The following is a 25,515-nucleotide window of genomic DNA, read 5'->3' as shown; positions in this document are numbered from 1 at the left end:
GGACCTTTGTGGCAGCAGTCTGACTAATCGACCAGAGTGCCGGTGAGCTGCTCGCCTTCTTCGGCGGCGATCTTGAAGCAATCGATCCTGCGATCGCCCTGGGCCCAGGTTTCCTTGGACGGCATCCCGTAGGAGTCCTTGAGCTCGGGCTGGTCGGCTGCCGCGTCGTTGAGGACGACGGCAGTGCAGACTTCCTGCGCCTTGATGTTCAGTGCGTCGGCACCCGGGAACTTGTCGTCGTCGCCGTAGGAGAACGTTCCGACCAACTGGGCCGTGTGCGGGGTGTCGCAGGTGACCACGGTGGCGTCGCGCATCACGGACTCGAACTTGGTGAAGCACTGGCCCTGCCGGAAGTCGAACGGGGAGACATTCTCGGCGATCACGCCGTCGGCATTTGCCGTCTCCGCCTGGCTCTGCGACGACGAGGGGCCGGCGGCCCCGCCGGCCGGCGAGCTACTGGTCAGGCTGGACACGATGATGGCAATTATCACGATGGCTACTATGACCACCGCACCGATGATGATCAGGGGCTTCCAGTCGATGTTCCGGCCCGCTGCGGCGGAACCTTCACCAGTGGCAGGAACTTCGCCGGCCTCGTCGTCCGCACTGTTGCCGGGTGCGCCGCCGTCGGGGGTGGAATACCATTTCTTTTCCGGCGCGGAACCGTCGGCGCTCGCCGGCGCGGAGTCCCAACCCGACGGCGGGACCGCGGGGGCCGAGGGTCGGGCTGCGGGCGACGTCGGCGGGACAGCGGGTGATGTCGGCGTGGACTCGGGGGCCGAGGGCGGGACCGCGGGTGACGACGGCGTGGCCTCCGGTGCCTGCGCCGCCGGGAAGGCCTCAGTGCTATCCATGTCGTCCTGAAGGGCGGGTGACGCTCCGGCCGGAGCCGTGCCGCTGGCTTTGGTGGGACCGCCGTCGTCCCTGGCTCCGAGTAACCGCTCGGCAGCTTCGACTTCTTCCTTCACCGCCTGCGCTTCGGCGGCAGCCTCCGCCAGATCCGCCTCGGCCGCGATCTCGTCGCTGATCTGCGCTTCGCCTAGGTGCGGTTCAGCCAGCTCGACTTCGTCGGCCGTGACGTGGAGCTCGGGATCAGGCACTTCGAGGTTCTCCGGGCCCTGCTGCGGAGACCTCCCGCGGTCATCAGGCCGCTTGTCCTGTTCGCTCATGGGGAAACTTGCCTTCCGTGCGTGTTGTCCTCCGGGAGAAAAGGAGAACGGGTCACGATGACTTTAGCCAACAATCCCCTTGCGTGGCACGATTTTGCCGTTTCCGGACGTGGAGGCAGCCGCTTCGGGGGACTGGCCGCGCTGCCACGAGCAGCGTGGAAAACCATGTACCCTAGAGGTACGACAGAATTGATCAATTATTCCGGAGCCTCGTGCGCCTTACCGTGCGACCACCTCCGGATCGACGTACAAAGGGGGTCACGCCATGGGGCGCGGCCGTCAGAAGGCAAAAGCAACCAGGCAGGCCCGGGACATGAAGTATTACAGCCCGGCCACTGACCTCACTGCTCTCCAGCGCGAACTCGGCGCTGCGAAACGCCATACCTCCGACGCGTTTTCCGATAATCCGCATGAGCCGGATTATTCGGTTTATGAGGACAAGTACGCGGATCAGTACGACGACGACGAGGATGAAGGCAGCCGCAACGTCGGTTAGCCGGCCTCGGTCGCTACGTCCCGGTCGAAACCCTTCCGGCTGGACTTCCCGCCTGGTTCCACACGGCGAGGACGCGCCGGTGCTTTGAATCCCCGTCGGGACGCATGTCTACCAGCGCTGCCTGCGCTACCCGCACAACTTCGCCAGGCTGAAGGCGTCCTTCTGTTTGGTGGCTGATGTGCGGGCGGAAGTTCTGGCGGGCGTGGTGCGGACTGAGCAGATGGACATCCGTACCGAGTTCGTCGAGCAGGCGGTCATGCAGCAGCTGTAGTTGCGGATGTGGTTCCACCAGCGAGACCGGAATTGAATGGTTTCTGCCGAAGAAATCGTCCGCTCCGGTGCGTACGTCAAACCCCAGCCGGCCGGAGAGGGCGCGGCCGATCCGCTCGGCGACGCCCTCTGCCGGCTCCTTGCTGTCGAAGCGCGCCAGCGTGATGTGCAGCGGCCAGTCGCTCCGAGGGAACACGTGACCGGCCCGCACCGGCCGGATGAACACCACCACCACGTACGCACCCATACGCCCAGTGTTTCACCGGACGTGAACCATGGAGGACATCGGCCAAAGCAAAACCGCCCCTGCACCGGTTAGCGGTGCAGGGGCGGTCCAGCGCCCGGACGGCTCAGGCGTATGAATTGACCAAGTGGACGGCGCCGCCGTCGACGCCCTTGGCGCCTTGGACGAAGTCGACACCGCCCAGCGAAGCGTCAACCGGGGCAACCTGTCCCATGACCCAAGCGGGCACGCCGCGCTCGTTCAGCCGCTGCAGGGCGGCGTCGGCTCCGGCTGCGTCCACGATGGCGACCATGCCGACGCCCAGGTTGAGCGTCCGCTCCAGATCGGCCTGCGGCACGTTGCCTAGCTCGGCGATGAGCTTGAAGATGGCAGGCAGCTCCCAGGTGGAGCGGTCCACCGTGGCCATCAGCCCTTGCGGCAGCACGCGTGCGAGGTTGGCGGCCAGGCCGCCGCCGGTGACGTGGCTGAAGCCGTGGACTCCGGCCGCTTCAAAGCGGGCCAGGTCCAGGCAATCCGCCGCGTAGACGCGGGTAGGCTCCAGCAGTTCTTCGCCCAGCGTCCGGCCGAGCTCGGTCACCTGCCGGTCCAGCGCCCAGCCGGCGTGATTGATTACGCGCCGAACCAGCGAGTACCCGTTGGAGTGGATGCCCGAGGACGCCATGCCGATCACGACGTCGCCGTCCTTGACCCGCTCCGGGCCGAGCAGGGCGTCGGCCTCCACCAGCCCGGTGGCAGCGCCGGCAACATCGTATTCGTGCTCGCCCAGCAGGCCGGGATGTTCGGCTGTTTCGCCGCCCACCAGCGCGGTGCCGGCCACCTCGCAGGCGGCCGCGATGCCGCGCACAATATCCGCAATGCGCTCGGGGACCACCTTGCCGCAGGCGATGTAGTCGGTCATGAACAGCGGCTCCGCGCCCACCACCACAATGTCGTCGACGACCATGCCGACCAGATCGAAACCGATGGTGTCGTGGATGTCCATGGCCTGGGCGATCGCCACCTTGGTGCCCACCCCGTCGGTCGACGTGGCGAGCAGCGGCTTGCGGTACTTCAGCAGGGCCGAGACATCGTACAGTCCGGCGAAACCGCCGACCCCGCCGATCACGTTGGAGTTGTGAGTGGCCTTGATGGCACCCTTCATCAGCTCAACCGCCCGGTCGCCGGCTTCGACGTCGACGCCGGCGCTGGCATAGGTGATCTGGCCCTGTTCGGGGGAGGTCATACTCGCTCTTTCTTGTCTTCGGCGGTCAAGAGGTTCTCCAGGTCCGAGTCCGGCCCTGGGTCGCAGGAGCCATGCTCCAGTTCGTCGCTGCTGCGCTCAAGCAGATTCTTGCCCAGGCGGTCCGCGGACGGCAGCTCGATCGGATACTCGCCGGTGAAGCAGGCGGTGCACAGCTGCTCCCGCGGCTGTTGTGTGGCATCAATCATGCCCTCTTCGGAGATGTAGCCGAGGCTGTCGGCCCCGAGGGAGGCCCGGACATCTTCAACGCCGATTCCGTTGGCAATCAGCTCGGCCCGGCTGGCGAAGTCAATGCCGTAGAAGCAAGGCCACTTGATGGGCGGTGACGAGATCCGCACGTGAACCTCCGCCGCACCGGCCTCACGCAACATCCGGACCAGGGCCCGCTGGGTGTTGCCGCGGACGATCGAATCGTCGATGACCACCAGCCGCTTGCCCTGCACGACGGACTTCAGCGGGTTCAGCTTCAGCCGGATGCCCAGCTGGCGGATGGTCTGGCTGGGCTGGATGAAGGTCCGGCCCACATAGGCATTCTTGACCAGCCCCTGGCCATAGGGGATGCCGGATGCTTCGGCGTAGCCGATGGCTGCCGGTGTTCCGGACTCCGGCGTGGGGATCACCAGGTCGGCTTCGACCGGATGTTCCTTCGCCAGCTTGCGGCCCATCTCCACGCGGGCGGCGTGGATGCTGCGGCCGTTGATGGAGGTGTCCGGCCGGGCCAGGTAGACGTACTCGAAGACGCAGCCGGCGGGCTTTTTCTCGGCGAAACGCTGGGAGCGCAGTCCGTTCTCGTCGATCGCGATGAATTCGCCCGGCTCAACTTCGCGGACGAAGGAAGCGCCGACAATGTCCAGCGCAGCGGTCTCGGAGGCCACCACCCAGCCGCGGTCCAGCCGGCCGAGAACCAGCGGGCGGACCCCCGCTGTGTCGCGGGCGGCGTACAGGGTGCCTTCATCCATGAAGGTGAAGCAGAACGCGCCGCGCAGCTTGGGCAGCAGCTCCATCGTGCGTTCTTCGAGCGACTGGCCTTCCTGGCCGGCCATCAGCGCGGTCACCAGTGCGGTGTCAGTGGTATTGCCCTGGGCCATTTCGCCGCGCTCGGGCTTGCCGAATTTCTCCAGCACCTTCTCGTACAGCTCTGCGGAGTTGGTCAGGTTGCCGTTGTGGGCCAGCGCCACGGTGCCGGTGGCGGTAGCGCCCAGCGTGGGCTGGGCATTGGCCCAGGTGGAGCCGCCGGTCGTGGAGTAGCGGCAATGGCCGACGGCGATGTGCCCGGTCAGCGTGTTAAGCGTGGTTTCGTCAAAGACCTGGGACACCAGTCCCATGTCCTTGTAGACGTTGATGCGCTTGCCGTCGCTGGTTGCAATACCGGCGGACTCCTGTCCGCGGTGCTGCAAAGCGTACAGGCCGTAGTAGGTCATTTTTGCTACTTCTTCCCCGGGGGCCCAGACGCCGAAAACGCCACAGGCATCCTGGGGTCCCTTTTCGCCGGGAAGAAGATCATGGGAGAGTTTTCCGTCACCGCGTGCCACCCGCTCATTCTCTCATGTGCCCGGCGGGCAGCATCACCGAGGTGATGGGAATTACGGCCTTCGGCCGGCAGGTTACGTCCGGCGTTCGCCTTCGCCGTCCTGTTCGCCGGCGGCAGCTGTGTTGCCGTCCCGCACCGTGGGCTGGCCAGGGACTTCCTCGCGGTTCGCCGGGGCGGCTGGCTCGTCCTGGCCCGTGGCACCTGGCCGGCCGGCGCCCGGCACGGGGCCTGCGGAGACTTCTTGTCCCGGCTCGGCGATAGCCTGCGCGGGCTTGGCACGCTTGACGCTGACCCGGTCAATGACCAGGAACAGCAGAGATCCGATCAGCACGCCGGCCAGCGCGAACAGCACAGCCAAAAAGGCGAAAATGGTGCCGCGGGTGAAATCGGGGTTCTCCGGACCGGTGTAGGCGGAGATGGCGGCAGCAATGACGCCCAACAGCGCCCAGAGGAGGACGAAGGACACGAATTTAGGCGCCCGGCGCACGGTGACGTCCCGACGTTCCGGATCAGCCTGCCGGTTGTCGCGGGCCGGTTCTTGCTCAGAAGTCATGCGTTCCAGCCTACCGGGCGAAGAGCGGCAGCCTGTCCGCCAGTCCGGCCCGCAGGCCGGAGGCAGCCACCTTGCCCTCGGCGACGGCGCTGTCCCAGCCCAGCGCGCCCGTCACCAAAGCCAGCCAGGTAGCGGGGTCGGTTTCCACCACGTTCGGCGGAGTGCCGCGGGTATGCCGCGGACCTTCGATGCACTGCGCGACGCCGAACGGCGGCACCCGCACTTCCACGCTGTTGCCGGGAGCGCGCTCGGACAGTTCCTCCAACGCGTACCGCACCGCTGTGGCAGTGGTCTTCCGGTCGGTGACGCCCGCCCGCCACGCAGCCAAGGCGGCGTTGCCCTCGGCAGCCGCGATCCGGCGTCGTACTCCCATAGCTGGTCCTCAGGCTCAGTCCAGCAGGGCGACCATGGGCGGTGCCAGCCGGAGCCGGCCAACAGGCTGGCCGCCGCCGAGCACCGGTTTGACTACTTCTTCCAGCACCGGACCGACCTTGTCCACGTCGATCGCGTCACAGGCGGCCAGCAGGGTCAGCGCGACCAGCGAGCCCGCGCGGGAGCTGCCGTCCAGAATCTTCACCGCCACCGACACCCCTGAGGGGGTGCCCATCACCATCACGCCTTCGGCACCGGACTTGGCGATGATCTCCAGTTCCTCCATCACCACGGTGTTCTCCTGGCCGCGGCCGTGGACGGCCCACGGGTAGTCCAGCATGGCGGTGGCGATGGTGGCCGCGCGGGCATCGGCGTTCTTGTCCGCTGGCGCTTTGGCAAGCTTGCCGACGGCCCGGGCGAGACCGGTCAGGGACAGCGCCGGAGCAGGGGCGCCGCACCCGTCGACGGCGATGTGCTCGATTTTCTCTTCGGCGTATTCCTCGAGGACTTCCATCACGCGGCGCTGCAGCGGGTGGTTCGGCTCCAGGTAGCTGCGGGTGTTCCAGCCGTTCTCAGCGCACGCCCACAAGAAGGCGGCGTGCTTGCCGGAACAGTTGAAGGCCAACCGCTGCTGGCCCCGTTCGGTACGCACCAGCCAGTTGCGTGCCTGTTCGTCCTGCGGCCACGCCGGCGGGCAGCGCAAATCTGCGTCGGTCAGGCCGGCGGCCTTGAGCATGCCCTCCACCACGTCCATGTGCTCCAGCGATCCCACATGGCTCGCGCAGGCCAAGGCCACCTGGGCGCCGCGAAGCGGGACGCCGGACTGCATTGCGGCCAGGGCCTGGAAGGGCTTGAGCGTGGAGCGCGGGAAAATCGGGGCGGTGATGTCGCCGAGTTCGGTCACCACCGTGCCGTCCGCGGCCATCACGACCGCGGAGCCCAAGTGGCGGGATTCGATGAAACCGTTGCGTTCAACGACGGCCAGTTCCACGGCGTCCGCGGCTTTGAATGTCTCGGGCATGGACTTAGTTTAGGTCCGGCGCAACAACTTCGAGGCTCCGCCCCGCGCCAAGTAGGGTAGTTCTTTGTGAAGGTACTGGTGATCGGCCCCGGCGGCCGCGAACACGCAATAATCCGTTCCCTGTTGGCCGATCCGTTTGTGACCGAGGTCCATGCCGCCCCGGGCAACGCCGGCATCGCGCAGATCGTGCCCACGCACGCCGTGGACGCCAGCGACCCGGCAGCCATTACCGAACTGGCGCAACGGCTGGAATCCGACCTGGTGGTGGTGGGCCCGGAGGCGCCGCTGGCCGCCGGCGTGGCGGACCCGTTGCGCGCGGCCGGGATCCCGGTGTTCGGCCCCAGCAAGGAAGCCGCCCGGCTGGAGGGCTCCAAGGCCTTTGCCAAGCAGGTCATGGCCGCGGCGAACGTGCCGACCGCCATGGCGCATGTGGCCACCAACGCCGAGGAAGCAGCCGAAGCCCTGGATGCTTTCGGTGCGCCGTACGTGGTCAAGGACGACGGCCTGGCTGCCGGCAAGGGGGTGGTGGTGACCGGGGACCGCGATGCCGCCCTGGCCCACGCCCAGGCCTGCTTGGACGCCGGCGGCTCCGTGGTGATCGAGGAATTCCTGGACGGGCCGGAAGTCTCGCTGTTTGTGATTTCCGACGGCGAACGCGCCATTCCGCTAGTGCCCGCGCAGGACTTCAAACGGATCTTCGACGGCGACGAAGGCCCGAACACCGGCGGCATGGGCGCCTACACCCCGCTGCCCTGGCTGCCGCCCGGATTCGTCGAAGAAGTCATGGACCGCGTGGCGCTGCCCACCATCCGGGAGATGGCCAACCGCGGGACGCCGTTCGTCGGCGTGCTGTTCTGCGGTCTGGCCATCACTCGGCGCGGCGTGCGTGTCATCGAGTTCAACGCCCGCTTCGGCGATCCGGAAACCCAGGCCGTGCTGGCCCGGCTGCGGACGCCGCTGGGCGGTCTGCTGCTGGCCGCGGCCAAGGGGGAACTGGACGACGCCGAGCAGCTGGTCTGGTCCAAGCGGTCTGCGGTGGCAGTGGTGCTGGCCGCGGAAAACTACCCCGGAACGCCGCGCACCGGCGACAGGATTCGCGGGCTGAAGAAGGCCAACGCCCTGGAGGACGTGCACGTGATCCACGCCGGCACGTCGCTGGACGAGAACGGCAAGGTAATGAGTGCCGGCGGGCGGGTGCTCGCCGTCGTCGCCTTGGGTGAAGATCTGGTGGAAGCCCGCGAACGGGCTTATGAAGGCATCGGCACCATCAGCCTCGAGGGCTCGCAGTTCCGTAGCGACATCGCCCTGTTGGCGGCGCAAGGCGCCATTTCGGTACCGGCATCCGCCACGGCCCTGCCCCGGGCCGAAGCACAGAGAGACTGAGGAACGCCATGGCATTCGCCCCCGAAGTACTGGAACTGCCCGGCTGGAAGCATGTCTACTCCGGCAAGGTCCGCGACCTGTACGTGCCGGCCGTGGCCCAGCAGGTGCAGACCTCCAGTGAGGACATTGCCGCCGAGGGCCTGCTGGACCAGCGCAACGACACCGTGCTGGTGGTGGCCAGCGACCGGATCAGCGCCTTCGACCACGTGCTCTCCAGCGAGATTCCGGACAAGGGCCGGGTCCTGACGCAGTTGAGCCTCTGGTGGTTCGAACAGCTCTCCGCAGGAGACAGCCCGGTAGCCCACCACGTGGTGTCCACGGAGGTGCCCGAAGCCGTGGCCGGCCGGGCAATGGTCTGCAAGAAGCTGGACATGTTCCCGGTGGAATGCATTGCCCGCGGCTACCTGACCGGCTCCGGGCTTCAGGAGTACCGGCAAACCCAGACGGTGTGCGAGCTTCCGCTGCCCGCGGGCCTGGTGGACGGCTCCCGGCTGGAGCCCGCCATCTTCACGCCGTCGGCCAAGGCCGAGGTAGGCGAGCACGACGAGAACATCACCTACGACGCCGTGGTCCAGACCGTGGGGGCGGAAACCGCCGGCCGGCTGCGCGAACTGACCCTGCAGATCTACACCCGCGCCGAGGAGATTGCCCGCGAACGCGGAATCATCTTGGCGGACACCAAGGTGGAGTTCGGAATTGATCCGACGACGGGGGACATCACGTTGGGTGATGAGGTGCTGACCCCGGACTCTTCCCGGTTCTGGGACGCGGATACGTACGAACCGGGCAAGGCACAGCCATCCTTCGATAAGCAGTTCGTGCGCGACTGGCTGACCTCGCCGGCCTCCGGCTGGGACAAAAACACGCCACCGCCGGCGCTGCCGGAAGAAATTGTGCAGAAAACCCGGGCCCGCTACGTGGAAGCGTACGAGCGGCTCACCGGCCGGAAGTTCGCCTGACCGGCAGGAAAGTCCGGCCGGTTTGCACGACCGCTTCCAGCCGGCTGCCGCGATCCGGCAGGCGGCCGGCCGCTCGTTCGGCCGCCGTGAGGCGGGCGGCAGCTTCGGCGACGGCCGTAGGATAGGCGGCGGCACCGCCGTCGTCATCCGGTCCCAAGGAGCGCAGCGCATCGGCACGTTTCATGGCGCGGAGCATGGCCGCGGTTTCCGGTCGCGCGACGTCCGACATGTCCGGATAATCAATGGCCAGGGCCGGATCCAATTCGTACGCCAGCCAGCGGGTGCGGGTCGCGTCGTGGCGGGCGGCCGCTTCATGCCAATCGCGCGTGTCCTGATAGCGGACGGCCGCGGCAGCTTGACGGGTGATCCGCCAGACAGCGGGGGCGGCGCAACCGGCGGCGAGCAGCAGCCACAGCGGAACGGCCTGCGGGAAGAGAGCAGCGGCGGCAAGCACCACGGTCAGCGCGCAGCACAGCCCGGAAAAGCAATACCAGAACGCCGTATCCGCGTCGGGGGAGCGGCGCAGGCCGCGTTCGACTGCATACGAGGTCAGGAAAACTACAGCCGCCAGCACCACGGTGGCTACGGCCAGCTGCGCGAACTGTGCGAGGAACATCTGCACCCCTGACGACGGAGTTACCTCTATTGCAGTACGGACGAAGTCGTCAGTCAATGGTGCGGGCTTGCCTCAGGCCGGCGGGCGCGGGTCTTCCGAGGCGGGAGCGTTGCCTTTCCGTGCCGCCGGGCGCGGCCCCTCCGTGCCGCGGCGCGGGGGCCTAGAGCCTTCGTTCCCATGTCTCGGACTAATTTCCCATGTCTTGCGGGGCCTGCAGCGCCCTGACCTGCGGATTCTTTTGGCACGCTGCCCCAAACATGGGAGCGAACGGGAACCGGGCCGCGGCCGGCGGGGGTGGATCAGCTGCGCACGTGGATCAGTGGTCGACACGACCGACGACGCCGTCCAACTGCCGGTACACCAATGACTGCGGCATCATGCTGATCAGCGACCGCTGGAGTTTCTGCTTCCAGGGCTTCTGCTCCCGCGCCATCGCCGCCATTTTGCGCGAGCCCTTCACCACCTTGGCGGTGCGCGGCGCCCGCGCCTGTTCATAGCTGCGCAGGGCGGTGGTGATGTTCCAATCGGCCGCCAGCGCATCCGCCAGGGCGACGGCGTCCTCGAGGGCCTGGCCTGCACCCTGGCCGAGGAACGGCAACATGGGATGCGCGGCGTCACCGACCAGCGTGGCATGGTTGCCGGACCAGGCAAGGGTCGGCTTCCGGTCGAAGAGTTCGTGGGCCATGATGTCCTGGCTCTTGGTAGCGAGGATGACCGCCCGTACGGCCGGGTGCCACGTCTCGAAGCGCTGCAGGGCCAGCGTGCGCCACAGGACGTCCCCGTCCTGCGCCAACGCTGTATTCGGCATCGTGGCATACCAGTAGATCAGCCCGCGCGGCAGCGGGACCATGCCGAAGACCTCTCCGTTGCCCCAGGACTCGCCCCAAGGGAGCCATTTGGGATCAAGGTCGCCGATCGGGCAGACCGCGCGCATCGCGGTGATGCCCGAGGGGCGCGGGGCGCCGTCGCCCACCAGATCGTGGCGGACCAGCGAGCGTAAACCGTCGGCGCCGATAACCAGGTCCGCGTGCATCCGGCCGCCGTTGTTCAGCATCACGGTGCCGCCGTGCGGATCGCGGCGGAACTTCTCTGCCTGCAGGCCCAAGTGCACCGTGTTGACATACAGCGAGTCGTTCAGCAGCGTGGTGAGGTCCGAGCGGTGAATTGCTCGCAGCGGGTGGCCGTACCGGTGGCGCATGTCATCGCTGCTGAAACTGGCGAGCACGTTGCCGAACTGGTCGTGCGAGCTGCCGCCGACCGGGAGCGAGGCATCTTGGAAGCCACCGAGCAGGCCGAGGCGCTCCAAGGCGCGCGTCCCGTTGGCCCAGATGGTTATTCCGGTGCCCATCGGCTGTAGCGTTCCGGAGCGTTCAACCACATGGACTTTCCAGCCGGTTCGCTGCAAAGCCCGCGCAGTGGCGAGCCCGGCGATTCCGGCCCCTACGATGAGCGCCGAGCGCTGCTGAGAAGCCATGGGTCCATACTTCCCGCTTTGGGTGCGGGTTCACAACTTTCCGGCGGTACAAACCAGGTTGGGGAGCGGAAAAGCAAGAACTCCCGCCGCTCCGAAGAGCAGCGGGAGTTCTTGTCATTGGTCGGGGTGACAGGATTTGAACCTGCGACCTCGTCGTCCCGAACGACGCGCGCTACCAAGCTGCGCCACACCCCGATACCGGTGCCCCGCCGTCGTTATGATGACCGCGAAAGCAACTGTTCAAGGATAGCGGAGACAGGTCCGAAACGAGAAATCGGCCTCCGGTTGCCTGCCCGGATCAGATCAGCGAATCCTTCCACGCGGCGTGCAGTTGTGCGAAGCGGCCGCTGCCGGCGATCAGCTCCGCCGGGGACCCGTCCTCCACCACCTGGCCGTCGTGGATCACCAACACGCGGTCGGCTATCTCTACGGTGGACAGCCGGTGCGCGATGATCAGCGCGGTGCGGTTGCCGAGCAGCGTCTGCAGGCCTTCCTGGACCTGGCGTTCGCTCGGGACGTCCAGCGAAGCGGTGGCTTCATCCAAAATCAGTACGGCGGGGTCCGCCAGAAACGCGCGGGCGAAAGAAACCAGCTGCCGCTGGCCCGCGGAGACGCGGCCGCCGCGCTTGTTCACGTCGGTGTCGTAGCCCTCCGGCAGGGACAGGATGAATTCGTGTGCGCCGACGGCCCGGGCGGCATCTTCGATCTGCTCACGGCTGGCCTCCGGGTTGCCCAGCGCGATGTTCTCCGCGACGCTGCCGCTGAACAGGAACGCCTCCTGCGTCACCATGACGACGGCGCGGCGCAGGTCCTCGTTGGACAGCTGCCGCAGCTCAACCCCGTCCAGGGTGAGCGAGCCCGAGGTCAGGTCGTAGAAGCGGGCGATCAGTTTGGCCACCGTGGACTTGCCGGCTCCGGTCTGCCCGACGACGGCGATGGTCTGGCCGGCGGGAATGTCCAGATTCAGCTCGGGCAGCACCACCCGCCCGTCCCCGTAACCGAAGACCGCGTCGCGGAACTGGATGGCGCCGCGCGCATTCTTGAGCGGAACCGGGCTTGCCGGGGGAACCACGGTGGGTTCTTCTTCCAGCAGCCCGGAGACCTTCTCCAGCGCCGAGGAAGCAGACTGGAAGGAACTGTAGAACATGGCGATCTGTTCGGTGGGGCGGAAGACCTGTTTGGTGGCCAGCAGCACCGCCACCAGGGTGCCGATGGCAAGGTCGCCGTCCAGCACACGGAAGCCGCCGGCCAGCAGCACAGTAGCCACGGTCAGATTGCCGATGCCGTTCAACGCCGGCTGGAGCACGCCGAAATACTTGATGTTCCGGAGGGTGGCACGGCGGTAGTCGCCGGCGAGCTCGTCGAACCGTGCGGCGTTGTCCCGCTCGCGGCGGAAGGCTTTGACCGCCCGGATGCCGGTCATGGTTTCCACGAAGTGCACGATCAGCCGGGCGGACACCACCCGGGACGCGCGGTTGGCCAGCTCCGAACCCTTCTGGTACCACCGGGTGACGAAGCCGATGGGAATGGCGGCGACCAGGATGATCAAGCCGCTCTTCCAGTCCAGTCCCACGATGCTGATGGCGGTGAAAACCATGAACATCACCCCCGAGGTCAGCTGGGTGACGCCATTGTCCAGCAGCTCCCGCAGCGCCTCCAGATCAGAGGTCTGCCGGGAGATGATCCGGCCGGAGGTGTAGGTTTCGTGGAACTCCAGACTCAGCCGCTGGGTGTGCCGGAAAACCCGCATGCGCAGGGCCAGCAGCATGGCCTGGCTCAGCCGGGCAATGACGTAGGTGTAGGCGGCCAACAGCGATCCGCCGGCGATCGCGATCGCCGCATAGGCGGCGCCAACCAGCACCAGCGGGCCGGCGTCGCCGTCGGTGAGCGCCGGCAGGGCGTTGTTGATGCCGAAGGCCACCAGCACCGGACCGGCCGCGCGGGCGGCATTGCTGACCACCACCAGCACAACGGACAGCGCGAACAACCGGCGGTGCGGCGAGACCAGCTCGCCCAGCAGGCGCAGCGACCGCCGGCGCACCGCCCGGCGGTCGGCCTTGTCCAGGTTGATGTTGTCTTCGCCGGTCACACCGGTCATGGAACTCATCGGGATTCCTCAGCATCCAGGACGTCTTCGACGGAGGGCTCGGCCGCCAGCGAGGCGATCACATAGCGGTAATGTCCGTTGCTCCGCAGCAACTCGGAGTGGGTGCCGACGGCGGCGATGCGCCCGTCCTGCAGCAACGCCACGCGGTCCGCCAACGCTACCGTCGAAGGCCGGTGGGCCACGATCAAGGTTGTTGTACCCTGCAGTTCTTGGCGCAGCCGCTGCGTCACCGCTTCTTCGGTCCGAACGTCCAGGGCGGAGAGCGGGTCATCCAGCACCAGCACGGCCGGCCGGGCCGCGATCGCCCGGGCCAGGGCGATCCGCTGGCGCTGCCCGCCGGAGAGGCTCAGTCCTTCCTCACCGATCTTCGTATCCACGCCCTGCGGCAGATCGTGAGCGAACTGCGCCTGTGCCACCCCCAGCACGCGGGCCAGCAGAACCTCCGGGTTTTCGCCGTCGGGCCGGGCGCCCAGCAGCACATTCTCCCGAACCGAGGTGGAGAACAGGGTGGAGTCTTCGAAGGCCACCGACACCTGGCTGCGCAGTTCCGTGAGGGGAAAGCGGCGGATGTCCGTATTGTCCAGCAGCACAGCGCCGCCGGAAACGTCATACAGCCGGGGGATCAGTTGGAGCAACGTGCTCTTGCCCGAGCCGGTTATGCCCACCAGGGCCATGGTTTCGCCGGCGCGCACATGTAGGTCCACGCCGTCCAGGACCGGTGCCGTGCCCGGCGCGGCATCCGGATACCGGAAGACGACGTCGGCCAGGCGCAGGTCCCCGCGAACGGAGCTCACCGGCTCGGGGTCCTCCGGATCCGTGATCGTGTTTTCCGTGTCCATCACATCGAAGTGCCGGTCCAACGCCGTCTTGGCCGTCAGCGTCATGCCCATCAGGGACCCGATGGCTTCCACCGGCCCGGTCACCACGGCGGCGGTGGCAAAGAACGCGACCAACTCGCCCACCGTCATGTGTCCGCCGGCGACTTGGGCGATGCCGATGACCAGGGCAGCGCCCAGCACCAGGTCCGGCAGCGAAACCACAGTGGCCAGAAACTTGGACAGCGTGCGGGCCTTGGCCAGTTCGGTCTGGCGCAGTTCTTCGGCCTGCCCGTGAAAGTTGTCCAGCGCGTACTTACCCCGGCCGAAGGCCTTGAGCACGCGGATGCCGTGCACGGATTCCTCCACGGTGGTGGCCAGGTCTCCGGCCTGGTCCTGGCTGAGCCGGGAGGAGGCGCCGAAAGCCGTCCGGAAGCGGAACCCCTGCCAGATAAGCGGCACGGCAGCGACCAGGAAGATCAATCCCAGCAATTGGTTCAGCGCGAACATCAGCACCAAGCCCACGATCACCGTGACAAAGGAGACGACCAGCATCAGCGATCCGAACGCCAGCCAGCGCCGGATCAGGCCCAGGTCGGCCATCGCCCGGGACAGCAGTTGGCCCGATCCCCACCGGTCGTGGAAGGCGGCCGGTAAGTGCTGCACATGCTTGTATAGACGGATGCGCATGCCCATCTCCACGTCCGTGGCCGGCGCGAGCGCGAAAACCCGCCGCAGGTACACCAGGCCCGCTTCGGCCAGACCAAGGATGGCAATGACGACGGCGGGGCCCCACACTTCGGAGGGGCGGCCTCCGGTGTGGATGGTATCGACCAGCCCGCGGAGCACCTGCGGAATGGCCAACGCCACGAGGCTGGCACCAAGGGCGCTGAAGAACCCCATGATCAGCCGCGGCAGGATGGGCCGTACATAGTCGTTGAGCCTGGCGATGGTGCGCCAGAGGGACAGCTCAGTCATTCGTTGATTCATCGCCGTGGGTCTCGTAACGGGGGGCGTGCCTTGTGTACCGCAGCAACCATCCTAACGAGCGGCGGGAAACGCCGGTCCCGTGCAGTGCCCTCAGGGACGCACACGTTCAGCAGGCCTCGCTTGCTAGTCTTGGCGAAACCGTTTACCCGGGCGAAGCGCATGGACCTGACGGAAGTCGTCAACGGTATCCAAACAATGCTGTGGCAGTCGCTGCTATTCCCGGTGCTGCGGGTGGTCGCGGTCTGGCTCTTGGTGCTGCGGAAGCGCGCTGGCAGGCGGGGGAGCCCCGGTGCATTCGCGCGCTCCACGTTTACGGGCTGGCTACCTGGCGGGCTGCACGCACGGAGGCGGCATCCTTTGATTAGCGTCCTGCGCCACGCAAGCAGCAGCAGTGCATGTTCAGCCGAGCCGCAGCCCGGCTGACGGGAGCTCACCGGCGGATGGACCAGGCGTCAGCGTCAGCAACACGGCCTCCGGTCGGCAGGCGAACCGGATCGGAGCCAGCCGGGACGTTCCCAGCCCTGCCGAGACGTTTAGAGGCACGCTGCGTCCTTGGTGCTCCCAGTGCGTCAACCCGCGGGCGCGCCAGGTTGGTAGATCGCAGTTGGTGATCAAGGCCCCGTAGCCGGGGATGCAGACTTGGCCTCCGTGCGTATGTCCAGCCAGAATCAGATCCGCGTCGCCGTCCGTGAAGCGGTCCAGCACGCGCTGGTAGGGCGCGTGGGCCACGGCGATGCGTAGATGGGCGGCACTGTCTCCCGAGGTGGACCCGACGGGGAAACCCACATAACGGTCCCGCTGCAAGTGCGGATCATCCACGCCGGAGAAGTCCAACCGAATCCGGCCGACCACTAGCGACTGGTTCCGATTGGTCAAATCAACCCAGCCGGCAGTGCCGAAAGCAGCGTGCATCTCACGCCACGGCAGCTCTCGTGAACTGAGGTCCTTAGGCTGTTTCGAGGGTCCGGTGAGGTAGGAGAACGGGTTTTTCAGCACCGGAGCGTAGTAGTCGTTGGAACCCGGAACGAAAACACCTGGCACCTCCATCAGCGGAGCCAGCGCGTCCAACAGTGGTTTCACGGCTTTACGGTGGCTGAGGTTGTCGCCGGTGTTAACCACCAGATCAGGTTCCAACGCGATCAGTCGCGGCAGCCACTTCTGCTTGAGCAACTGCCCGGGGGCCATGTGGATGTCGGACAGGTGCAGGATCTTCAGCGACGCGTGGCCGGCAGGCAGGATGGGCAGCGTTTCTTCGCGCAGTCCGAAGAGGTTCCGCTCAATGAGTGAGCCGTAAACGAGCGCGGCCCCGCCCGCGGCAGCAGCTCCAAGAGCCAGCTTGCCTGCGGTGCGGAGCCGTTCCCGCAGCGCTTCAGTGTCCACGGTCAGTCATCGTTCTCGTTGCGGTTTCCATTGCCGCCTCCGTTGCCGTTGCCCCTGGAGTCGTTGCCGTTGCCGTTGTCGGAATCGCCGGAGTCACTGCCGCCGTCGCTATTGCCGGAATCCGAGCTCTTCTTTTGTTCGGTTTCAACCTTCTTAGGCTGCGGCGGATAGAGCATGTTGCCAGGTGCGGCCCCGAAGCTACCGGTCTTGTATAGCCCCGCGACCTTCTCCATGTAATCGGTCCACTGGCCGCCGGCGATGGTCGCGCCGTCAACATAGCTGCGGGTCACGCCGTTAATCGGGATGTTGTTAATCGACTTGTAAGCGTGCGGGTTGCCCACCCAGGAAGCAGTGGAGATGCCCTTGGTGTAACCAACGGTCCAGGTGTACTCGGACTTGTCCGTGGTACCGGTCTTGGCAGCGGCGGGAACGCCGATCGGGTGGATCCCGCCGAGCCGGAGGTTGACCAGATTTTCCAGCGGGACGCTGACGGCGGCGGCCACCTCTTCGGAGATGGCCCGCTCACAGGACTTCTTCGGGACCTTGTATTTGTTGCCTGCGGCGTCCGTGACGGAGGTCAGCGCGATGGGCTTGCAGTACACACCGCCGTTGGCGAAGGCCGCAAACGAGGCAGCCATCGTCATCGGCGAAACGTTGGTCGTGCCGATGATGAACGACGGGTGCTCGATGCTGATGGGCTCTTTATCAGTCGCGGTGCGTACCCCAAGCCGGGTCGCCGCGTCCTGGATGTCGCACAGGTCCAACTGCGCTGCCATCGCGGCAGTGGCCGAGTTGATCGACCAGGTCAGACCCTGGCTGGCGGTCATGGTGCGCTCATAGCCGGGCAGGGCGTTTTGGAAGTCCCACTCACTGAACCAGGCGTCCGGCGGCAGGCAGCTGGCCTGCCAGTTGTACTGAGCGGGGTACATGGTGCGGCGCGCATCCACCGGTGCGTTGAGCGCCCTGCCGGATTCCAGCCAGGCGACGGTGGTGTAGGGCTTCATCGTGGAGCCGGGCTGCCAGCCGTTGCCGCCGCCCATGTCGGCGTCGACGTTGTAGTTCAGTTCCGTGTTCGCGGCCCCGTCTTCCGGGCTGTATTTGGTGTTCTGGGCCATCATCAGGATCTTGCCGGTGCCTGGCTCAATCGAAACCATGGAGGAGCCCACTCCGGACTTATCGCCCTTCGGGACTTCCTGCTCGATCTGCTTCTGGCCTTCCTTCTGGAGGCGGGAATCGAGCGTGGTCTTGATGGTCAGTCCGCCGCGGGCCAGCAGCTTGGCGCGTTCGGTGGAGTCCGCGCCGAACGCGTCCGACTTCATGATCGCGTGCTGGACGTAGCTGCAGAAGTAATCGGCGAAGTTGGCCGCCACGCAGCCGGAACGGACAGGCTTGAGGTTGAGGTCCAAGTCGCTGGCGACGGCTTCCTCGTATTCCGCCTTGGTGATCTTGCCCGCGCTGAGCATGGCCGCCAGCACGGTGTTGCGCCGCTCGATCGTGGCCTCCGGGTTGTTCACCGGGTTGAAGTAGTTGGGCGACTGCACCATCCCGGCCAGCATGGCCGACTGCGGAATGGTCAGCTTTGCGGCGGAAACGCCGAAGAACGTCTTGGCAGCAGCTTCAATCCCGTACACCTGCCCGCTGAACAAGACAATGTTCAGGTAGCCCTGCAGGATCTCTTCCTTGCTGAATTCTTTTTCGACGGCGATGGCCAGCTTCGCCTCGCGGAGCTTGTCGCCGATGTCTTTGGTGCCGCTGATGGTCAGCTCTTCGGCGCCCTTGCCTGCAGACGCGCCGGCGTCGATCAGCACGTTGTTTACGTACTGCATGGTCAGCGTGGACGCTCCCTGCAGGTCGCCGCCCGCCAAGTTCGTCACTGCTGCACGCATGATGCCCTGCGGGTCCACGCCGTTGTGCTCGTAGAAGCGCACGTCCTCGATGGAGATGATGGCGTCCTGCATGTGCTGGGAAACCTTGTCCAGGCTGACGGGGACACGGTTTTCGGCGTAGAACGTAGCGATCAGCTTGCCGTCGGCGGAGAGGATCCGCGATGGCTGGGACAGCGGCTGGGTCTGCAGCTCGTCCGGCAGCTGGTCGAAGTACTCGATCGAGGAGGTTGCTCCGACACCGGCTACGGCAGCGGCCGGGACCAGCAGGCCTGCTGCCAGCACGCCACAGAGCGCACTGATACCCAGGAAGCCAACTATCTTGCCGAGGGTGGTCGCAGTGTCGAAGAAGGGGGATTTGCGAGCGGCCATGGGGTCCACTTTACAAGCAAGCGCTAGGCTTTCAGTCATGACCAAATGGGAATACGCGACAATTCCGCTCATCATCCACGCTACCAAGCAGATTCTTGATCAATGGGGCGAGGACGGCTGGGAGCTGGTGCAGGTGATCCCGGGCCCGAACGGGACCAACCCGGTCGCTTACTTGAAGAGGGAGAAACAGTAGCCATGAGCGAAACGACCGAAGCCCGGAAGTCCGCCGTCGAAGAGCGGCTCGCCGGACTGGGCCTGTCCGTGCCGGAGGTCGCAGCCCCGGTGGCCGCCTACGTACCGGCCGTTGTCACGGGAAACTACGTCTACACCTCCGGTCAGCTGCCCTTTGTTAAGGGCGAACTGCAGGCCGTGGGCAAGGTGGGCGACGGCGCCGGCCAGGTCAGCGCCGATGAGGCCAAGAAGCTGGCCGCGACGGCCGCGGTGAACGCGCTGGCAGCGGTCAAGAGCGTCATCGGCGACTTGGACCGGATCACCCGGATCGTCAAAGTCGTCGGTTTCGTTGCCTCCGATCCCGCTTTCACCGGCCAGCCGGGCGTGATCAATGGCGCATCCGAACTGCTGGGACAAGTTCTCGGCGACGCCGGCGCCCACGCGCGCTCCGCCGTCGGCGTGGCAGTGCTGCCGATGGATTCGCCGGTTGAGGTAGAACTGATTGCCGAATTCAGCTAGTCCGCTCCGAGAGGAGCAACGGCTTTTCCCGGTGGCTCCGGACCAGCTGGGCGCGGCCCATAGCTGGTTCGAGCATGGGGAACGCACACCGCGGAAGCCGCGCCTGGCGTCCTCCGTGGTGCTGGTCCGGGACGGCCCGGCCGGCACCGAAACCTACCTCGGCTACCGGTCGGGTTCCTCTCCGCTGGGCACCGTGGCGTTTCCCGGCGGCAGCCTGGATGATGCCGACGGCGAGCCCGTTACCTGGTTCGGCCCGTCGCCGGCCAAATGGGCCGAGACCATGGGGATCAACGACCATCGCGTCGCCCAGGCCCATGTGGTGGCCGCCATCCGCGAACTGTTCGAGGAAACCGGCGTGCTGCTGGCCGGCCCGGACGAGTCCAGCCTGCCGGAATCCACCTCCGGCGCCGACTGGATGCGCACCCGCGAGGCGGTGGCCGGTCAGGAAAAGACCTTCGCCGAGGCCCTCGCCCGACGCGGGCTGGGCGTGCGTACTGATCTGCTCAAGCCGCTGTCCAACTGGTTGAGCCCGGACTTCGCCCACCGCCGCTTCGACACCCGCTACTTCGCTGCCGCCCAGCCGGCCAACCAGCCGCCGTCCCTGCTGGAAAGCAAGGGCGTGTGGGCGGCCTGGCTGCCGGCCCAGGAACTGCTGGCAGGGCGGGACACCACCGCGTTGGGCGATTTGGTGGGCCAGCCCGACACGCGGGGACTCACCTTCAGCGAGGTGACGTCGCCGGCGGTCGAGGTCATCGTGGAGAAGATCGCGTCGGCCCGCGGCTGCATTGCCTACCTCTCACACAAGCGCCCGCAGCGGAGTTACCACCCGGAACTGGTGCTGGTGAATGGGGTCCCGATGCTGCAGGTTGCGGCCAGCGCCGCTGCCGAAGGCGGAGCCGTTCAGCGCGGCCGCTGAGCGCGCACTGTCCGACACCAGCGCCCGGCTGTTTCCCCAGCCGAAGGCTGCCAGTCCCGTTCCAGCCAGCCCGGACGGCATCATCAAAGCAACCAGTACGACGACGGCGGGGGCCCACCTTAAGGTGAGCCCCCGCCGTCGTACTTCTCAGCGGAGAATTAGCGAGAACGCTGGCGCAGACGCTGGATGTCCAAGATGACCACGGCGCGTGCTTCCAGCCGCAGCCAGCCGCGCTGGACGAACTCGGCCAGGGCCTTGTTCACGGTTTCGCGCGAGGCGCCCACGAGCTGGGCCAACTCTTCCTGGGTCAGCTCGTGCGCCACGAGGATGCCATCCGTGGCCGGGCGGCCGAAGCGGTCGGCCAGATCCAGCAGCGCCTTGGCCACACGGCCCGGAACGTCGGAGAAGACCAAGTCGGCCAGCGAGTCGTTGGTGCGGCGGAGACGGCGGGCCAGGGCCTGCAGCAGTTGTGCCGACACCTCGGGACGGGTCTCCAGCAAGCCGCGCAGGTTCTCGTTCTTCAGCCCGGCCAGGCGGGTTTCGGAAACAGCCGTAGCCGAGGTGCTGCGCGGGCTCGGGTCGAACAGTGCCATTTCGCCGAAGAGCTCGCCCGGGCCGAGGATGGCCACCAGGTTTTCGCGGCCGTCGGAGGCAGTGCGGCCGAGCTTGATCTTGCCGGAGACGATGAAATAGAGCTGGTCGCCTTGGTCACCTTCGCGGAACACCGAAGCGCCGCGCGAGAGATCGACCTCGGTCAACTCGTCGGTCAGCGCTGCAAACACGTCGTCGTCAAGGGTTGCAAAAAGAGGTGCGCGGCGAAGGATCTCTACGTCCATGAATTCTCCAATGTAGTACTGTTCGGCGTGATCAGGCTGCTCTCCCGTGGGGGCACTGGCTTCCATTTTGCCGTATGTAAAACGGTTGTGACATCTTCCACAAGGCTTTTCGCTCCCAGTGGACGGGAAAACCGGCGGCATCGCGGGCCGCGCAGCGTGTACCGGAGTGGACAACGGCCGGGCTGCCTGAATAATTCCCACAGGTTGACGGCTTAGACTATTGCACATCCGACCGCTACGGAGAATGTGTGATTTTCGGCCTGACCATCTTGGACATCGTCCTCCTGCTTATCCTCCTGTCCTATCTGGTGTCGGGCCTGCGCAAGGGGTTCGTGGTCACGCTCGGCGGCATTGTTGGCATCATCGCCGGTGGGGTGGCGGCGTTCTTCGCGATCCCGCTGGTCAGCCAGTGGGTGCCGGACAGTGCGTGGCGGCTCACCGCAACTATTGCCGTGGCGGTGTTGTTGGTGGTGCTGGGACACGCCCTCGGATCGGGGATCGGCGCCAGCATCCGGCGGCGGATGGACTTCCCGCCGCTGCGGCCGGTGGATCGCTTGCTGGGCGGCGCCATGAACCTGGCCGTGACCGCGTTGGTGATCTCCATGCTGGCGTTCAGCCTGGGCACCATGGGAGTGCCGTTTATTTCCCAGCAGATTGCCTCGTCCAAGGTGATCGCGTCCATCGAGCACCTGACCCCGAATCCGGTGAAGGCCTGGGCCGCCCAGGTGCGTTCCGTCGTGGTGGCAGACGGCATCCCACTGGTGCTCGATCCGCAGGCGCCGCAGAAATCGGCGCAGGTTCCCGACGCCAGCACGGACACCCCGGCGCTGAACCAGGCGGCGGCATCGGTGCTGCGGATCGCCGGCACGGCCTTCCAATGCGGACAAAACCAGACGGGTTCGGGCTTTGCCGTGGCACCGGACCGGGTGATGACCAACGCGCACGTCGTGGCCGGCGTCAACGAACCGGTGGTGGAGATCCCGGACGGACGGGTGCTGCCCGGCCGGGTGGTGTTCTTCGACCCGGTCCGCGACCTCGCCGTCATCGCCGTGGACGGTTTGAACGTCCGGCCGCTGCCTCTGGGTGGCGAACTGTCCGAAGGTGACTTCGCGGCGTTCCAGGGCTACCCGTCCGGTGGCCCGTTCCAGAGCAATCCGGCCACCGTCCAAGGCCGTTCGCAGGTGCTGGTCCAGAACATTTACGGCGCCGACCCGTCCTCGCTTCAGGTGTACACCTTGGCCGCAGACGTGAAGCAAGGCAACTCGGGCGGACCGCTGCTGGACGCCGACGGCAGGGTTGCCGGCGTGGTGTTCGCAAAGTCCACCCAGAACGTGCCGGTGGGTTATGCGCTGACGCTGGCAGAGGTCCAGCCGGTGGTGGACGCGGCACGTGGCTACCAAGAGACCATCTCCGCCGGCCAGTGCGTGACCCGCTAGGGTTGCCGGGCTAGAGCACTTCGGCGAGGTATTCGACCGCCAGCCGGTAGCCTGCAATGCCCGCACCCGCGATCACCGCGTCCGCCACACCGGAAATGTAGGAGTGGTGGCGGAACTGCTCGCGCTTGTGGATGTTGGTGATGTGCACTTCGACCACCGGCAGCGCCACGCCGGAGAGCGCGTCGCGGAGCGCCACGGAAGTGTGGCTGTAGCCGCCAGGATTGATGATGATGGCGTCGGCAGTGTCCCGGGCGGCGTGGACCGCGTCGATCAGCGCCCCTTCGTGGTTGGACTGAACGCACTCGACGCTCCAGCCGTGCGCCGTTGCGGCCTCGGCGGCCAACGTCTCCACATCAGCCAGTGTGGCAGTGCCGTACACCTCGGGCTCACGCGTGCCGAGCAGGTTCAGGTTCGGGCCGTTCAGTACCAGTAGGCGGCGGGATCCGGGAGTGTCTGCAGTCATGCCCTTACTATGCCTCAATCGCGCCGCCGGCGAGATCTCCTGTTACGCGTGGTCCGGCCGGTCCCCAGTGGCAGCGCGCCGGAGCTTTCCCGCCGGCGCAGCCCGGGCTGCCACGTGGCGCAGGCGCGGAGCTTTCCCGTGGCACAGGCGCGGAGCCTTCCCGCTGGCGCAAGCCAGGGGCTGCCCGCCGACATGGTCAGCGGGCAACCCCCGGTTTGCGGTCGGGCTGAGCGTCAGCCCTTCAGCGAAGCGGCAATCTGCTGCATGACAGTGTTGTCAGCCAGAGTGGTGGCGTCGCCGACTTCGCGTCCTTCGGCGACGTCCTTGAGCAGCCTGCGCATGATTTTGCCGGAGCGGGTCTTGGGCAGTTCCGGCACCACCAGGATGGTGCGCGGCTTGGCGATCGGGCCGATCTCCTTGCCCACATGGTTGCGCAGCGTGGCGACGATGTCCGGATCTTCAGCCGCGCCTCCTCTCAGGATGACGAACGCAACGACGGCTTCACCGGTGGTTTCGTCCTTCGCTCCGACGACGGCGGCTTCGGCGACCGCGGGATGCGAGACGAGGGCGGATTCGATCTCGGTGGTGGAGAGCCGGTGGCCGGAAACGTTCATCACGTCGTCCACCCGGCCGAGCAGCCAGATGTCGCCGTCGTCGTCCTTTTTGGCGCCGTCGCCGGCGAAGTACATGTTCTCGAACCGGGACCAGTAGGTTTCCTTGAACCGCTCCGGATCGCCCCAGATGCCGCGCAGCATGGCCGGCCAAGGCTCGCGGATCACCAGGTAGCCGCCGTGCCCGTCGGGGACGGACTCGCCGAGTTCGTCCACCACGTCCACCGCGATGCCTGGCACCGCGACCTGCGCGGAGCCGGGTTTGGTGGCGGTAATGCCGGGCAGCGGGGCGATCATGTGCGCGCCGGTTTCGGTCTGCCACCAGGTGTCCACAATTGGGGCCTTGTCGCCGCCGATGACGCGCCGGTACCACATCCAGGCTTCGGGGTTGATGGGCTCACCGACGGAACCGAGCACTCGGATAGAGGACAGGTCGAACTTGGCGGGGATGTCTTCGCCCCACTTCATCATGGTGCGGATCGCGGTCGGCGCGGTGTAGAGGATGGAGACCTTGTACTTCTCCACAATCTCCCACCAGCGGCCCTGGTGCGGGGAATCGGGCGTGCCTTCGTACATGACCTGGGTGGCGCCGTTGATCAACGGCGCGTAGGTGACGTAGGAGTGGCCGGTGACCCAGCCGATGTCCGCGGTGCACCAGAACACGTCGGTTTCCGGTTTCAGGTCGAAGACCACTTTGTGCGTGTAGGCGCACTGGGTGAGGTAGCCGCCGGTGGTGTGCAGGATGCCCTTGGGCTTACCGGTGGTGCCGGAGGTGTAAAGGATGAACAGCGGGTGCTCGGCATCGTGCGGTACCGGGGTGTGCTCCGCGGAGGCAGTCTCCACGGTGTCCGCCCACCACTGGTCGCGGTCCTCGTGCCAGTCCACGGGTTCGCCGTTGCGCTTGACCACCACCACGTTGGTGACAGTGTGGCCGGGGGCGGAGAGCGCCTCGTCGACGGCAGGTTTGAGCGGGGACGGCTTACCGCGGCGCCAAGTGCCGTCGGCGGTTACCACCAGCTTCGCTTCGGCGTCGTCGATCCGGGAGCGCAGCGCGTCGGCGGAGAAGCCGCCGAACACCACCGAGTGCACCGCGCCGATCCGGGCGCAGGCCAGCATGGTGATCACCGCTTCCGGGATCATCGGCAGGTAGACGGCGACCCGGTCGCCCTTGGCCACACCGAGGGATTCGAACGCGTTGGCAGCCTTCTTCACTTCCTCGGTCAGCTGCGCGTACGTGTAGCTGCGGGTGTCGCCGGGCTCGCCCTCGAAATGGATCGCCACCCGGTCGCCCAGGCCGTTCTCCACGTGCCGGTCCAAGGCGTTGTAGGCAGCGTTCAGTTCACCGCCGACGAACCACTTCGCGAACGGTGCCTCGGACCAGTCCAAGGCCTGGCTGAAGTCCTTGTCCCAAGACAGCACCTCGCGGGCCTGCTGGGCCCAGAAAGCCGGACGGTCCGCCTCGGCTTCCGCGTAAACACCCGGCTTGGCCACCGCTGCCGCGGCGAATTCAGCGCTTGGCGCAAACTTGCGGTTTTCCTGGAGCAGGTTTTCCAAAGCATCGCCGGCGGCGGTGGAAGTCTGCGTTCCGTTGGCTTCAGACATAAGAAGGCCCCTTCGTTTTGCTGCGGTCGTTGCATGCTCCGGCTTCCGTCAGCCGGGCGCATCTGCTGCTTTTCAGCCTAATCCTT

23 protein-coding genes and 1 tRNA gene are annotated in these 25,515 nt (G+C 66.5%); 7 read left to right on the top strand and 17 right to left on the bottom strand.

Translation table 11 applies throughout. The annotated features are described in order from the left end of the window. Window positions 1-23 precede the first annotated feature (23 nt). Window positions 24-1,169, bottom strand: a complete 1,146-nt coding sequence (locus tag AC5RWX_RS16060) for a septum formation family protein (RefSeq protein ID WP_493944948.1) — start codon at window positions 1,167-1,169, stop codon at window positions 24-26. A 265-nt stretch (window positions 1,170-1,434) separates the two neighbouring features. Between AC5RWX_RS16060 and AC5RWX_RS16055 the strand changes: the two genes are divergently transcribed. Continuing rightward, a complete protein-coding gene (locus tag AC5RWX_RS16055; protein WP_493939162.1) occupies window positions 1,435-1,665 on the top strand; it encodes a DUF3073 domain-containing protein in 231 nt (76 codons plus the stop codon). A 13-nt stretch (window positions 1,666-1,678) separates the two neighbouring features. Here the strand turns inward: AC5RWX_RS16055 and AC5RWX_RS16050 are convergent, their stop codons facing one another. From AC5RWX_RS16050 to AC5RWX_RS16025, 6 genes are all read right to left on the bottom strand, one after another. Beyond that, on the bottom strand, window positions 1,679-2,182 hold the full coding sequence (locus AC5RWX_RS16050; protein ID WP_494097611.1) for a 2'-5' RNA ligase family protein: 504 nt from the start codon (window positions 2,180-2,182) through the stop codon (window positions 1,679-1,681). A 103-nt stretch (window positions 2,183-2,285) separates the two neighbouring features. Further along, complete coding sequence (gene purM, locus AC5RWX_RS16045; protein ID WP_493939160.1) at window positions 2,286-3,401, bottom strand: phosphoribosylformylglycinamidine cyclo-ligase; 1,116 nt, start codon at window positions 3,399-3,401, stop codon at window positions 2,286-2,288. Further along, window positions 3,398-4,951 (bottom strand): amidophosphoribosyltransferase, encoded by a 1,554-nt coding sequence (gene purF, locus AC5RWX_RS16040; protein ID WP_493939159.1) that lies wholly within the window; start codon window positions 4,949-4,951, stop codon window positions 3,398-3,400. Before purF ends, purM begins: the two co-directional genes overlap by 4 nt. A gap of 72 nt (window positions 4,952-5,023) precedes the next feature. Further along, window positions 5,024-5,503: a hypothetical protein gene (locus AC5RWX_RS16035; RefSeq protein ID WP_493944946.1), complete on the bottom strand. Its 480-nt coding sequence runs from the start codon at window positions 5,501-5,503 to the stop codon at window positions 5,024-5,026. 10 nt (window positions 5,504-5,513) lie between these two features. Beyond that, on the bottom strand, window positions 5,514-5,876 hold the full coding sequence (locus AC5RWX_RS16030; protein WP_493956610.1) for a sterol carrier family protein: 363 nt from the start codon (window positions 5,874-5,876) through the stop codon (window positions 5,514-5,516). A 15-nt stretch (window positions 5,877-5,891) separates the two neighbouring features. Then, the gene (locus AC5RWX_RS16025; RefSeq protein ID WP_493944944.1) at window positions 5,892-6,896 is read right to left on the bottom strand and encodes an asparaginase; all 1,005 of its coding nucleotides are present in this window, start codon (window positions 6,894-6,896) and stop codon (window positions 5,892-5,894) included. Between the two features lie 66 nt (window positions 6,897-6,962). On the opposite strand from AC5RWX_RS16025, the gene purD reads away from it, so the two are divergent. Both purD and AC5RWX_RS16015 read left to right on the top strand, forming a co-directional pair. Continuing rightward, window positions 6,963-8,279, top strand: coding sequence for a phosphoribosylamine--glycine ligase (purD, locus tag AC5RWX_RS16020; RefSeq protein WP_493956609.1), 1,317 nt, complete (start codon window positions 6,963-6,965; stop codon window positions 8,277-8,279). 8 nt (window positions 8,280-8,287) lie between these two features. Next, complete coding sequence (locus AC5RWX_RS16015) at window positions 8,288-9,238, top strand: phosphoribosylaminoimidazolesuccinocarboxamide synthase (RefSeq protein WP_493944942.1); 951 nt, start codon at window positions 8,288-8,290, stop codon at window positions 9,236-9,238. On the opposite strand, the gene AC5RWX_RS16010 is transcribed toward AC5RWX_RS16015, so the two are convergent. The 7 genes from AC5RWX_RS16010 to AC5RWX_RS15980 all read right to left on the bottom strand — a co-directional run bounded on the left by AC5RWX_RS16010 (window position 9,216) and on the right by AC5RWX_RS15980 (window position 18,875). Continuing rightward, window positions 9,216-9,911 carry a hypothetical protein gene (locus AC5RWX_RS16010; protein ID WP_494097610.1) on the bottom strand — a complete coding sequence of 232 codons (696 nt, stop codon included), beginning with the start codon at window positions 9,909-9,911 and terminating at the stop codon, window positions 9,216-9,218. The genes AC5RWX_RS16015 and AC5RWX_RS16010 overlap by 23 nt on opposite strands. Before the next feature lie 259 nt (window positions 9,912-10,170). Next, window positions 10,171-11,328: an FAD-dependent oxidoreductase gene (locus tag AC5RWX_RS16005; RefSeq protein ID WP_493956607.1), complete on the bottom strand. Its 1,158-nt coding sequence runs from the start codon at window positions 11,326-11,328 to the stop codon at window positions 10,171-10,173. A gap of 118 nt (window positions 11,329-11,446) precedes the next feature. After that, window positions 11,447-11,523, bottom strand: a tRNA-Pro gene (locus AC5RWX_RS16000). A 103-nt stretch (window positions 11,524-11,626) separates the two neighbouring features. Beyond that, a complete protein-coding gene (locus AC5RWX_RS15995) occupies window positions 11,627-13,435 on the bottom strand; it encodes an ABC transporter ATP-binding protein (protein WP_493956606.1) in 1,809 nt (602 codons plus the stop codon). Then, the gene (locus AC5RWX_RS15990; RefSeq protein ID WP_493956605.1) at window positions 13,432-15,228 is read right to left on the bottom strand and encodes an ABC transporter ATP-binding protein; all 1,797 of its coding nucleotides are present in this window, start codon (window positions 15,226-15,228) and stop codon (window positions 13,432-13,434) included. The genes AC5RWX_RS15995 and AC5RWX_RS15990 overlap by 4 nt, the downstream gene beginning before the upstream one ends. A gap of 411 nt (window positions 15,229-15,639) precedes the next feature. Continuing rightward, complete coding sequence (locus AC5RWX_RS15985) at window positions 15,640-16,620, bottom strand: metallophosphoesterase (RefSeq protein ID WP_493956604.1); 981 nt, start codon at window positions 16,618-16,620, stop codon at window positions 15,640-15,642. Between the two features lie 2 nt (window positions 16,621-16,622). Next, window positions 16,623-18,875, bottom strand: a complete 2,253-nt coding sequence (locus tag AC5RWX_RS15980; protein WP_494077244.1) for a transglycosylase domain-containing protein — start codon at window positions 18,873-18,875, stop codon at window positions 16,623-16,625. A 37-nt stretch (window positions 18,876-18,912) separates the two neighbouring features. Between AC5RWX_RS15980 and sp36 the strand changes: the two genes are divergently transcribed. Genes sp36 through AC5RWX_RS15965 form a run of 3 tightly spaced genes read left to right on the top strand, consistent with a single transcriptional unit; the run spans window position 18,913 to window position 20,481 of the window. Further along, entirely contained in the window at window positions 18,913-19,068 is a 156-nt protein-coding gene (sp36, locus tag AC5RWX_RS15975) for a Sp36 family protein (protein ID WP_493939147.1), read from the top strand. A 2-nt stretch (window positions 19,069-19,070) separates the two neighbouring features. Then, window positions 19,071-19,565 carry a RidA family protein gene (locus AC5RWX_RS15970; RefSeq protein WP_493939146.1) on the top strand — a complete coding sequence of 165 codons (495 nt, stop codon included), beginning with the start codon at window positions 19,071-19,073 and terminating at the stop codon, window positions 19,563-19,565. Window positions 19,566-19,596: 31 nt separating this feature from the next. After that, complete coding sequence (locus tag AC5RWX_RS15965; RefSeq protein ID WP_493956601.1) at window positions 19,597-20,481, top strand: NUDIX hydrolase; 885 nt, start codon at window positions 19,597-19,599, stop codon at window positions 20,479-20,481. Between the two features lie 158 nt (window positions 20,482-20,639). Here the strand turns inward: AC5RWX_RS15965 and AC5RWX_RS15960 are convergent, their stop codons facing one another. Beyond that, window positions 20,640-21,317 carry a Crp/Fnr family transcriptional regulator gene (locus AC5RWX_RS15960; RefSeq protein ID WP_493939227.1) on the bottom strand — a complete coding sequence of 226 codons (678 nt, stop codon included), beginning with the start codon at window positions 21,315-21,317 and terminating at the stop codon, window positions 20,640-20,642. 251 nt (window positions 21,318-21,568) lie between these two features. On the opposite strand from AC5RWX_RS15960, the gene AC5RWX_RS15955 reads away from it, so the two are divergent. Next, window positions 21,569-22,753: a MarP family serine protease gene (locus AC5RWX_RS15955; protein ID WP_493939226.1), complete on the top strand. Its 1,185-nt coding sequence runs from the start codon at window positions 21,569-21,571 to the stop codon at window positions 22,751-22,753. 10 nt (window positions 22,754-22,763) lie between these two features. On the opposite strand, the gene aroQ is transcribed toward AC5RWX_RS15955, so the two are convergent. Together aroQ and acs are read right to left on the bottom strand one after the other, a co-directional pair. Beyond that, window positions 22,764-23,216, bottom strand: a complete 453-nt coding sequence (aroQ, locus tag AC5RWX_RS15950) for a type II 3-dehydroquinate dehydratase (protein WP_493939144.1) — start codon at window positions 23,214-23,216, stop codon at window positions 22,764-22,766. Window positions 23,217-23,449: 233 nt separating this feature from the next. Beyond that, entirely contained in the window at window positions 23,450-25,429 is a 1,980-nt protein-coding gene (acs, locus tag AC5RWX_RS15945; RefSeq protein WP_494097609.1) for an acetate--CoA ligase, read from the bottom strand. Between the last annotated feature and the right edge of the window lie 86 nt (window positions 25,430-25,515).

The organism is Arthrobacter sp. SPT-J7, assembly GCF_059089965.1.
This window is presented reverse-complemented; position numbering and strand designations above follow the sequence as displayed.

What these genes read in the sequence shown, in the direction of transcription:
- AC5RWX_RS16060 (WP_493944948.1), bottom strand. Translation starts at nt 1,169, where the DNA reads ATGAGCGAACAGGACAAGCGGCCTGATGACCGCGGGAGGTCTCCGCAG.
- AC5RWX_RS16055 (WP_493939162.1), top strand. Translation starts at nt 1,435, where the DNA reads ATGGGGCGCGGCCGTCAGAAGGCAAAAGCAACCAGGCAGGCCCGGGAC.
- AC5RWX_RS16050 (WP_494097611.1), bottom strand. Translation starts at nt 2,182, where the DNA reads ATGGGTGCGTACGTGGTGGTGGTGTTCATCCGGCCGGTGCGGGCCGGT.
- purM (WP_493939160.1), bottom strand. Translation starts at nt 3,401, where the DNA reads ATGACCTCCCCCGAACAGGGCCAGATCACCTATGCCAGCGCCGGCGTC.
- AC5RWX_RS16035 (WP_493944946.1), bottom strand. Translation starts at nt 5,503, where the DNA reads ATGACTTCTGAGCAAGAACCGGCCCGCGACAACCGGCAGGCTGATCCG.
- AC5RWX_RS16030 (WP_493956610.1), bottom strand. Translation starts at nt 5,876, where the DNA reads ATGGGAGTACGACGCCGGATCGCGGCTGCCGAGGGCAACGCCGCCTTG.
- AC5RWX_RS16025 (WP_493944944.1), bottom strand. Translation starts at nt 6,896, where the DNA reads ATGCCCGAGACATTCAAAGCCGCGGACGCCGTGGAACTGGCCGTCGTT.
- AC5RWX_RS16015 (WP_493944942.1), top strand. Translation starts at nt 8,288, where the DNA reads ATGGCATTCGCCCCCGAAGTACTGGAACTGCCCGGCTGGAAGCATGTC.
- AC5RWX_RS16005 (WP_493956607.1), bottom strand. Translation starts at nt 11,328, where the DNA reads ATGGCTTCTCAGCAGCGCTCGGCGCTCATCGTAGGGGCCGGAATCGCC.
- AC5RWX_RS15995 (WP_493956606.1), bottom strand. Translation starts at nt 13,435, where the DNA reads ATGAGTTCCATGACCGGTGTGACCGGCGAAGACAACATCAACCTGGAC.
- AC5RWX_RS15990 (WP_493956605.1), bottom strand. Translation starts at nt 15,228, where the DNA reads ATGACTGAGCTGTCCCTCTGGCGCACCATCGCCAGGCTCAACGACTAT.
- AC5RWX_RS15980 (WP_494077244.1), bottom strand. Translation starts at nt 18,875, where the DNA reads ATGGCCGCTCGCAAATCCCCCTTCTTCGACACTGCGACCACCCTCGGC.
- sp36 (WP_493939147.1), top strand. Translation starts at nt 18,913, where the DNA reads ATGACCAAATGGGAATACGCGACAATTCCGCTCATCATCCACGCTACC.
- AC5RWX_RS15970 (WP_493939146.1), top strand. Translation starts at nt 19,071, where the DNA reads ATGAGCGAAACGACCGAAGCCCGGAAGTCCGCCGTCGAAGAGCGGCTC.
- AC5RWX_RS15960 (WP_493939227.1), bottom strand. Translation starts at nt 21,317, where the DNA reads ATGGACGTAGAGATCCTTCGCCGCGCACCTCTTTTTGCAACCCTTGAC.
- aroQ (WP_493939144.1), bottom strand. Translation starts at nt 23,216, where the DNA reads ATGACTGCAGACACTCCCGGATCCCGCCGCCTACTGGTACTGAACGGC.
- acs (WP_494097609.1), bottom strand. Translation starts at nt 25,429, where the DNA reads ATGTCTGAAGCCAACGGAACGCAGACTTCCACCGCCGCCGGCGATGCT.